The sequence below is a fragment of the Spirochaetota bacterium genome (genome assembly GCA_038043445.1).
GTDB lineage: Bacteria > Spirochaetota > Brachyspiria > Brachyspirales > JACRPF01 > JBBTBY01.
Window position 1 is genome coordinate 1 of record JBBTBY010000053.1, and the last position, 9,407, is coordinate 9,407.

General features: G+C 56.4%; 5 protein-coding genes. 2 read left to right on the top strand and 3 right to left on the bottom strand.

Translation table 11 applies throughout. The features are described 5' to 3' along the window. Positions 1-607 (bottom strand): hypothetical protein (locus AABZ39_07945; GenBank protein MEK6794691.1); only part of this gene is annotated, 607 nt, incomplete at its 3' end. Between the two features lie 211 nt (positions 608-818). Between AABZ39_07945 and AABZ39_07950 the strand changes: the two genes are divergently transcribed. Both AABZ39_07950 and AABZ39_07955 read left to right on the top strand, forming a co-directional pair. Further along, on the top strand, positions 819-1,127 hold the full coding sequence (locus AABZ39_07950) for an STAS domain-containing protein (GenBank protein ID MEK6794692.1): 309 nt from the start codon (positions 819-821) through the stop codon (positions 1,125-1,127). Positions 1,128-1,139: 12 nt separating this feature from the next. Beyond that, positions 1,140-2,198, top strand: a complete 1,059-nt coding sequence (locus tag AABZ39_07955) for a sensor domain-containing diguanylate cyclase (GenBank protein MEK6794693.1) — start codon at positions 1,140-1,142, stop codon at positions 2,196-2,198. Positions 2,199-2,200: 2 nt separating this feature from the next. Here AABZ39_07955 and rpoC read toward each other — a convergent pair whose 3' ends face one another. After that, entirely contained in the window at positions 2,201-6,406 is a 4,206-nt protein-coding gene (gene rpoC, locus AABZ39_07960; protein MEK6794694.1) for a DNA-directed RNA polymerase subunit beta', read from the bottom strand. A gap of 16 nt (positions 6,407-6,422) precedes the next feature. Next, the coding region (gene rpoB / locus AABZ39_07965; protein ID MEK6794695.1) for a DNA-directed RNA polymerase subunit beta at positions 6,423-9,407 on the bottom strand (2,985 nt) is incomplete at its 5' end.

Below are 9,407 nucleotides of genomic sequence, written 5' to 3' on the forward strand. Positions count from 1 at the left end.
TGCAGAGGGCAATGCTCATATTACGGATGATATCACGCCGGAGGAAGTGAACGAGGGCCCGCATTTTCGACGTCGTATACTTCACCAGTAAGAGGCCCGTCCGTTTTCCGTTCGCGGGGTGCAGGAGCGGGAACGCAAGGACATATCCCGTCTGAAGGCGTTTCGGGTCAAATTGCGGATTGACCGTCATATTCGTCCTTGCGTAGAGGCTCGCTATCGCATTGTTGCTCGCAGAGAAGGCATGCCGCGCCGCCACCTCGGAGTGAAGGCGCACGTTCGTCCGCTGATCGAACACCACGGCATAATCGATGTTCTCCATGGTCTTTATCTTGTCGAAGGTCGTGGTGAGGAGATATTCATCATCGTAGATAAGCGCATCGCGCACGGTAGACGAAAAATAATCGAGCAGCCGAACGGTCTCCTTGAGGAGCGCCTCCGAGAGGAACACCTGATTGCGCTCAAGCATGGTATACCCGGTTGCAAGAAAGCTCACAAAAAGCGTTATGGTCGTGACAAGGAGAACGGCAAGTGCATATTTAATGCGAAGCGATACCTTTACCCGAGCGGGCTTTTCGTGCGAGCCTTCCTCAAGAGTAGATTTTTCCATCGTTTCGCCTTAGTTCGAGTATAATCCATTCAAGAGTATCGTCAAGCATTCTTTTCATCCATTGCCGATACGACGCGCCGACAGTGCAAAGCGAGTCGCAATGCTTGACATCATCGGGCGATGTGGTATAGTACCGTGATCGATCGGCACAATGAAGAAGCCGGCTGTGCCGATATCTGGATTGTTTGCATAATGAGCCGCGGGGTAAGACATGTACGATGCGACCTTTGAGCCCGAGACCAACGCCCTCGTCATTCGCATCAAGGGCAGTTTTTCGTTCGAATACACCCCGGAATTCAAGCGGCAGATAAAAGAAGCCATCGGCAGCATGCAGTACAAGAAGTTCATTGCCGATCTTTCCGGGCTCACCTACATCGATTCTTCCGGGCTCGGCTCGCTGTTCCATATGAAGAATTCAATAGACAAGATCGGGGGGGAAATGCTCATCCGATCAATCCCGGAACGCATCATCGAAGTGTTCAAAAGCAGCGGTTTTTACAACGTGTTCAACATCATATAACCAGGAAGGCCCGTGGTAAAACCGCTACAGCTGCTCAATGTATTGAACGACTTCTCCGAGAACCTGAGGGACGCGAACTATTCGGACATCAATCACCTCTATTCGCTCACCGTCCTCTACTGCGCCGAATATCTCATGTGCACCCGTGCCTCCTTTCTCCGGTACAATAAAGAAGAGCAGATACTCTACCACGGCGCCACCGTCATGTTCAACGATGCGCGTGAGATGGCGGTGAACATCGAGGAAAAGCTCAAGCATATCACCATCCCGTTCAAAGCGGACTACCGCGCAAGCATCTCGCTTGAGCCGGAAACGACCGCGGTCTCGGACGTTGCGAAGCACCCGAACCTCTCCCGTGTCATCGATGATGCGCTCGGCATAACCCCGAAGCACGCGCTGTTCGCCCCGCTCTATCTGAACGACGAGTTCATCGGTATCATCGAGGCGGTGCGCGCGTCCCCAAGCGATGACTTCGATTCAACCGATCGCGTGTACTTCTCCATCCTGACCAATTTTGTAGCGACGCTGCTCTCAGGCATACGCAGTTCCGACTGGGCGATACGCGATGCCCTTACCGGCATCTACAATGTGAACTTTTTCAAGCAGACGTGCGACCAGCTCATCACGGAGAACGAGCGGCGTCAGCATGAGGATTCGACGTTCTGCGTCGCCATGATCGACATCGATAATTTCAAGACCATCAACGACACCTACGGTCATAAGGTCGGCGACCTGGTACTTCGGCATGTGGTGCAGGTGATCGCAGCCTGCCTCAGGAAGAACGACGTCCTTGCGCGTTTCGGCGGGGACGAGTTCTGCATCGTGTTCAAGGGCTGTCCCATGACGAACGCAAGGATCGTCTGTGAACGCATCCTCGAGCGTATCCGCAACGAGAAAACAATGAGCGACGACAAGGTCATCCCCCATTCCATCTCCATCGGGGTCGCCGAATACCGCAGCCATGGGACAAAACGCGAGGACATCATGCACTTCGCCGATATCGCGATGTATCGGTCAAAAAACCGCGGCAAGAACTGCTATACTATCTACTCATCCGAAATGGGAACATAAGGTCAGACCGTAATCTCGACCACTTCTTCCTTCTTCTCTTCCTTCGGTTCTTCCGTGAAGAAAAGATCGCCCTGCACCTTGTTGTACACGCTTATCTCGCTGTACTGGCGTATGCCGGTGCCGGCAGGTATCGTATGGCCTATTATCACATTTTCCTTGAGTCCGATGAGCATATCCTTCTTGCCCTTGATCGCCGCATTGGTGAGCACCTTCGTCGTTTCCTGGAAGCTCGCTGCGGAGAAGAAGCTTTCGGTATGGAGCGCCGCCTTGGTAAGGCCGAGGAGCACGGGCTTGGCGCGCGCCGGGGCGCCGCCTTCCTTGATGTTCCGTTCGTTCTCCTTCTGGAACTCGTAGCGGTCCACATATTCGCCCACGATGTAGCGCGTATCGCCCGGGTCCACGATCTCAACGCGGCGAAGCATCTGCCGAATGATGACGGCGAGGTGCTTGTCGTTGATGTTCACGCCCTGCAGCTTGTACACTTCCTGCACTTCGTCGAGGAGATACTGCTGCAGTGACAATTCACCGCTGATGTCGAGTATATCATGCGGATCGAGCGTACCGTCGCACAGCTGCGCACCGGCCTTCACTTTATCGCCGTTACGCACGAGGAGATATTTGCCGATAGGCACGAGATGCTTTTCCTCGTCGCCGTACTCGTTCTTGATGAGAACGACCTTCTTGCCCTTGACCGTACCCTCGAGGCGCACTTCGCCGTCGATGCGGGCCATGACGGCCGGGTCTTTCGGATGCTGCGCCTCGAAGAGCTCCTGCACGCGCGGCAACCCCCCGGTAATGTCGCGCGTCTTCTGCGCAACGCGCGTCGTCCGCGCAATGGTCTCACCGGCCTTCACCTTCTGTCCGTTCTCGACGGCAAGGATGGCGCCGTTGGGGACGTCCGTCTCGAACGTATCCGTTCCGTCGTTCGGGACGATGAGGATCTTCGGCTGCAGACGCTCGTCCTTGAATTCCTGGATGAGCTTTGTCTTATTGCCGGTGATCTCGTCGATCTCCTCGACCATGGTGCGGCCCATGATGATGTCCTGATACCGTACCACGCCGGATTTCTCGGCAATGATCGGCTCGTTGTACGAATCGAAATCGCCGATGACGGTGTTCGATTCAATGTATTCGCCCTCATCGTGACGGAAATTCGTCCCGACCTTGATGGGGAGCGAGAATTCATTCCCGGTAAGGAGGAGCACCTTATCACCGTCGACGAATTCAGCCGTCGTCAGGTTCGTGGCCTTGATATCCTTGCCCGACTTGTCGATCCCCACCGTCTGTCCGATGATGACCTTCCCGCCCTGTTTCACCGAGAATTCCTTCACCTGGCTCTTCTCGAAGCGTGAATACACGCGTCGTACGATGAGTTCGCCTTTGCGCGCCGTGACCTTCACGTTCGTGCTCGGATCGATGACAGTAGCCGGAAGTTTCTCTATGAAGAGCGGATACCCCGCTTTTACCTCGTTCTCTTCGACCTGTTTCGCCGCCGTGCCGCCGATGTGGAACGTACGCATGGTGAGCTGCGTGCCCGGCTGACCGATGGACTGCGCCGCAATGACGCCGATGGCCTCACCGCCCGCCACCTGCGCTCCGGTCGAGAGATTGCGCCCGTAGCATTTCTGGCAGATGCCGAGGGCACTTTCGCATGTCAGCGGATGGCGTATGCGAACCTCTTCAATGCCTGCCTTCTCAATGGATATCGCCACATCCTCGGTTATTTCCTGGTTGAAATCGACGAGTATCTCGTTCGAATGCGGACTCGTGATCTTTTCCGTAGCATAGAAACCGATGATGCGGTCACGCAGGGGCTCGATGATCTCATCACCCTCTTTGATCGGATGCATGACGACGCCCTTGATGGTGCCGCAGTCAGGATCGGAAATGGTGACGCCCTGTGCGATGTCCACGAGACGCCGCGTAAGATAGCCTGCGTCCGCCGTTTTGAGGGCCGTGTCAGAAAGGCCTTTCCGTGCGCCGTGCGTAGAGATAAAGTACTCCTGCACGGTAAGCCCTTCCTTGAAGTTCGAGGTGATCGGCAATTCGATGATCTCGCCCGAGGGAGTAGCCATGAGGCCGCGCATGCCGGCGAGCTGACGTATCTGCTGTTTCGAACCGCGAGCGCCGGAATCCGCCATGATAAAGACCGGGTTGAACCCGTCCTGATCGATGCGCAGCTCGTTCATGAGCGCTTCGGTTATCCGCTCGTTGACGCTCGTCCACAGGTCGATGACCTTCTGTGAACGTTCTTCGTTGGTGATAAGGCCCTGCTGATACTGATGCTGCACGGTCTCGACCTCTTTGTTCGCCTTCTTGATCTCATCGTGCTTCATCGCGGGTATGACGATGTCGCCGAGCGATATCGTCGCACCGAACGTGGTGGCGCTCCTGAATCCGAGCGTCTTTATCTTGTCGAGCATGCCGACGGTGGCCGCCGGTCCGAACCGGAGATACACCTTATGTATGAATTTCGCGATGCGTTTTGCATCGAACGCGTCGTTCTGATAATCCATGCCTTTCGGCGCTATTTCATTGAACAGTATGCGCCCGACGGAAGTTTCTATGAGCGCACCCGCCTCGTTCACCACCCTGATGCGCGCCTGCTGATCGATAATGCCGCTGTCAAGCGCGAGTATCGCTTCCTGGAACGACGAGAACGCCTTACCCTCGCCCTTGGCGCCGTTGCGCATGCGGGTAAGATAGTTGATGCCGAGCACGATATCCTGCGACGGGTTCACGATCGGTTCGCCGTTCGCCGGATCGAGCAGGTTATGCGATGCGAGCATGAGCATCCACGCCTCTATCTGCGCTTCCGCAGAGAGCGGCACGTGCACGGCCATTTGGTCGCCGTCGAAGTCGGCATTGTACGCTTTGCACACCAATGGGTGAAGCTGTATCGCTTTTCCTTCCACGAGCACCGGCTCGAACGCCTGAATGCCGAGGCGGTGAAGCGTGGGCGCGCGGTTCAAGAGCACCGGGTGTTCCTTCACGATCTCTTCGAGAACGCCCCACACCTCGGTGGCGCCTTCCTCGACGATCTTCTTCGCGCTCTTGATATTGTACGCGCTGTTCATCTCGACGAGTTTCTTCATGATGAACGGTTTAAAAAGTTCGACGGCCATCTTCTTCGGCAGTCCGCACTGATAGAGCTTCAGGTTCGGACCGACGACGATGACGGAGCGGCCGCTGTAGTCGACGCGCTTGCCGAGCAGGTTCTGCCGGAAGCGCCCCTGTTTTCCCTTGAGCATGTCCGAAAGCGATTTGAGCGGGCGATTGCCCGGGCCCTTGACCACTTTCTTCCTGCGGCTGTTATCGAAAAGAGCATCGACGGCTTCCTGAAGCATGCGCTTCTCATTGCGTATGATGATATCAGGCGCGCGGAGAAGGAGGAGCCGGCGGAGACGGATGTTCCGGTTGATGACACGGCGGTAGAGGTCGTTCAGATCGCTCGTTGCGAAACGGCCGCCGTCAAGCTGCACCATCGGGCGCAGTTCCGGCGGTATGACCGGGATGACATCCATGACCATCCATTCCGGTTTATTGCCGCTGTAGAGGAAATCTTCATATATCTCGAGGCGTTTCCGCAGACGCCGGTCGGCCTTTATGCCTTTCTTGTTCATCTCCTGACGGAGCTTCTCCACCTCTTCCTGAAGGTTCAACTCCTTCAGCATATCGCGTATGCCCTCGGCACCGATGCCCATGCGCACCGCATCCTTGTAACGCTCAAGGTTCTCGAAATACTCTTCTTCGGTGAGAAGATCGCCGCGGTTGAGCTGCGTATCGCCGGGCTCGATGACGACATAGCGCTCGAAATAGAGCACGCTTCGTACGCTTGCCATCGACATATTGAGAAGGAGACCGATGCGCGAAGGCGAGTTGCGGTAATACCAGATATGCGCCACCGGGGAAGCAAGCTCGATATGCCCCATACGTTCGCGGCGCACCTTAAAGTGCGTTACCTCGACGCCGCATTTGTCGCAAACAACACCCTTGTAGCGTATCGATTTGAATTTGCCGCAGTAGCACTCGTATTCCTTCGTCGTGCCGAAGATCTTCTCGCAGAAAAGACCGTCACGCTCGGGGCGCAGCGTGCGATAATTGATCGTCTCGGGCTTTTTCACTTCCCCGTACGACCATTCGCGGATCGTCTCGGGTGATGCGATGCTTATGCGTATCGTGTCGAAGTTCGTCAGTGACGTTATCATCGTTTCCCTCGGTGTCTTATTTGAATATTTTCGTGGTCTTCTTCGTCTTCTGCCGGTTCTCTTTCTCCGTCGTGGCTATTTTCTGTCCGTTCTCATCATAGATGCCGATATCAAGCCCGAGCCCGCGCAATTCCTGCACGAGCACGTTGAACGATTCCGGCGTACCCGGAGCGGATACGACCTCGCCCTTGACGATGGCTTCGTAGATGCGTGCACGCCCCGCCATATCGTCGGATTTGACGGTAAGGAATTCCTGGAGCATGTTCGCCGCGCCGTAGGCCTCGAGCGCCCACACTTCCATTTCCCCGAGACGCTGACCGCCGAACTGGGCCTTGCCGCCGAGGGGCTGCTGGGTAACGAGCGAATACGGTCCCGTCGACCGGGCATGCACCTTGTCCTCGACAAGGTGGTTCAATTTCAGCATATACATGTAGCCGACCGATATCCTGTTCTTGAACGGCTCGCCTGTCCGCCCGTCCAACAGCTGCACTTTCCCGTGCTCGGGAAGACCGGCGGCCTTCATGGCCTTCTTGACATCGTCTTCCTTGGCGCCGTCGAACACCGGTGTCGTGAACTTCACGCCCATCTTGTGCCCGGCCCAGCCGAGCGACAATTCGAGCACCTGTCCGATATTCATCCGGGAAGGCACACCGAGGGGATTCAACACGATATCGATGGGAGTGCCGTCCTCAAGGTACGGCATATCTTCTATATCCATAACACGCGCCACAACGCCCTTATTCCCGTGGCGGCCGGCCATTTTATCGCCTTCCTGCAGTTTCCGCTTCTTGGCAATGAACACCTTCACCGCTTCTTCGACGCCGCTCTTAAGCTCGTCGCCGTTCTCGCGGCTGTGCATGCGTATATCGATGACGATACCGCCCTTGCCGTGCGGAACACGCAGCGATGTGTCCTTCACGTCGCGCGCTTTTTCGCCGAATATCGAATGGAGAAGCCGGTATTCCGGTGTGATCTCCGTTTCGCCTTTCGGCGTCACTTTACCGACAAGGATATCGCCGGGCTTTACCTGCGCGCCGATGCGCACGATGCCGCGCTCGTCGAGATTGCGGAATGCCTCTTCGGGCACGTTCGGTATGTCGCGCGTGATGACCTCGCGGTCGAGCTTCGTCTCGCGCGCTTCCACTTCGAATTCTTCGATGTGTATCGAGGTGAACGTATCTTCCTGGATGAGACGCTTCGAAATGAGTATCGCGTCCTCGAAATTGTAGCCGTCGAATATCATGAACGCGGCAAGCACATTGCTGCCGAGCGCCAGTTCGCCTTTATCGGTGGACGGGCCGTCGGCAAGCACGTCACCCGCCTTGACCGTATCGCCCTCATCGACGCAGGGGCGCTGATGGAAGCTCGAGTCCTGGTTCGTTCGCTGATATTTTATCAATGGATAGACATCGAGGTCCTTGTCGTTCTCCCCGCGGCTCGGTTTCACGACGATCTCATCGTGCGTCACCCGGAGCACTTTGCCCGAGCGTTTCGCCTTGACGACCACGCCGATGCCGCTCCCGATCTTCCGCTCAAAACCCGTGCCCACGATGGGCGACGCGGGCACCACGAGGGGCACGGCCTGGCGCTGCATGTTCGATCCCATGAGCGCGCGGTTGGCGTCGTCATGCTCAAGGAACGGGATGAGCGCGGTAGAGAGCGACACGATCTGCTGCGGAGAAACGTCCATATACTGTATCTGATCGGGCGACACGTACGGGAACGAATGCCGATAGCGCGCCGCGATGAACTTGTCCGCGAACGTACCGTCGGGCTTGAGCGTCACATTCGCCTGCGCGATGTGGAAACGCTCCTCATCGTGTGCGGTGAGATATTCTATCTTCTCGGTCACCTTGCCGCTGACGACCTTGCGGTACGGCGTTTCAAGGAAGCCGTGCTGATTGACCTTTGCATACGTTGCGAGCGAAACGATAAGACCGATGTTCGGACCTTCCGGCGTTTCGATGGGACAGATCTTCCCGTAATGCGTATGGTGCACGTCGCGCACTTCGAAACCGGCGCGATCGCGCGAGAGACCGCCGGGGCCGAGGGCGTTCAGGCGCCGCTTGTGCGTTATCTCGGAGAGCGGGTTCGTCTGGTCCATGAACTGCGAAAGCTGCGATGTACCGAAGAACTCCTTGACCACCGCCTGCACGGGCTTGACGCTGATGAGCGACTGCGGGGTGACGCTGTCGGCATCGAGCATCTGCATGCGCTCTTTGGCGATGCGCTCCATGCGCGAGAAACCGACCTTGAGCTGATTGCTCATGAGCTCGCCCACGCTTCTCACGCGGCGATTCCCCAAGTGGTCGATATCGTCGATGGACTCCTCGTTGATGTACACCTTGATGAGGAATTTCAGCGCCTCGATGATATCCTCTTTGCGCAGCGCACGGTCCTTTATCGAATCGTCAAAGTTGAGGCGCTTGTTTATCTTATAGCGGCCCACCTCGCCCAAGTCATAGACCTTCGGGTTGAAGAGCATGTCATTGAAATACTTCACCGCGTTCTCGACGAGCACGGGCTCGCCCATGCGAATGACGGCATGGACCTTTACGCAGGCGTCTTCCTGCGTTGTCGAGGTATCTTTCTCGAGCGTATTGATGATGGTCGTATTGTTCTTGAGCGCCGAAAGGTCGAGCACATCGATGTGCTCTACCCCGAGCTGCAGTATACGTTCAGCGAGCGTCGTATTGATCGTATCGCCGGGCGAGAGCACTATCTCTTCGGGATTTGCCGGATCGATGAGCTTCTTCGCGGCGCGGCGGCCGAAGAGCATTTCCTTCTTCTCGTCGTCGTTCTTCCCTTTGAGGTGAAGCGTTTCGATCGTGTAGAAAAGCTTCAGTATCTCTTCATTCGATTCGAACCCTATACCGCGGAGTATGACCGTGGCCGGTATCTTCTTCTTACGGTCGATGCGTACGAAGAGCACGTCCTTCTTCGTATCAAGCTCGAATTCAAGCCACGTACCGCGGTCCGGTATGAGCTTCGCCACGTACGC

Excerpts from the sequence above, each read along its gene's own strand:
- AABZ39_07950 (MEK6794692.1), top strand. The coding sequence starts at position 819 with ATGTACGATGCGACCTTTGAGCCCGAGACCAACGCCCTCGTCATTCGC.
- rpoC (MEK6794694.1), bottom strand. The coding sequence starts at position 6,406 with ATGATAACGTCACTGACGAACTTCGACACGATACGCATAAGCATCGCA.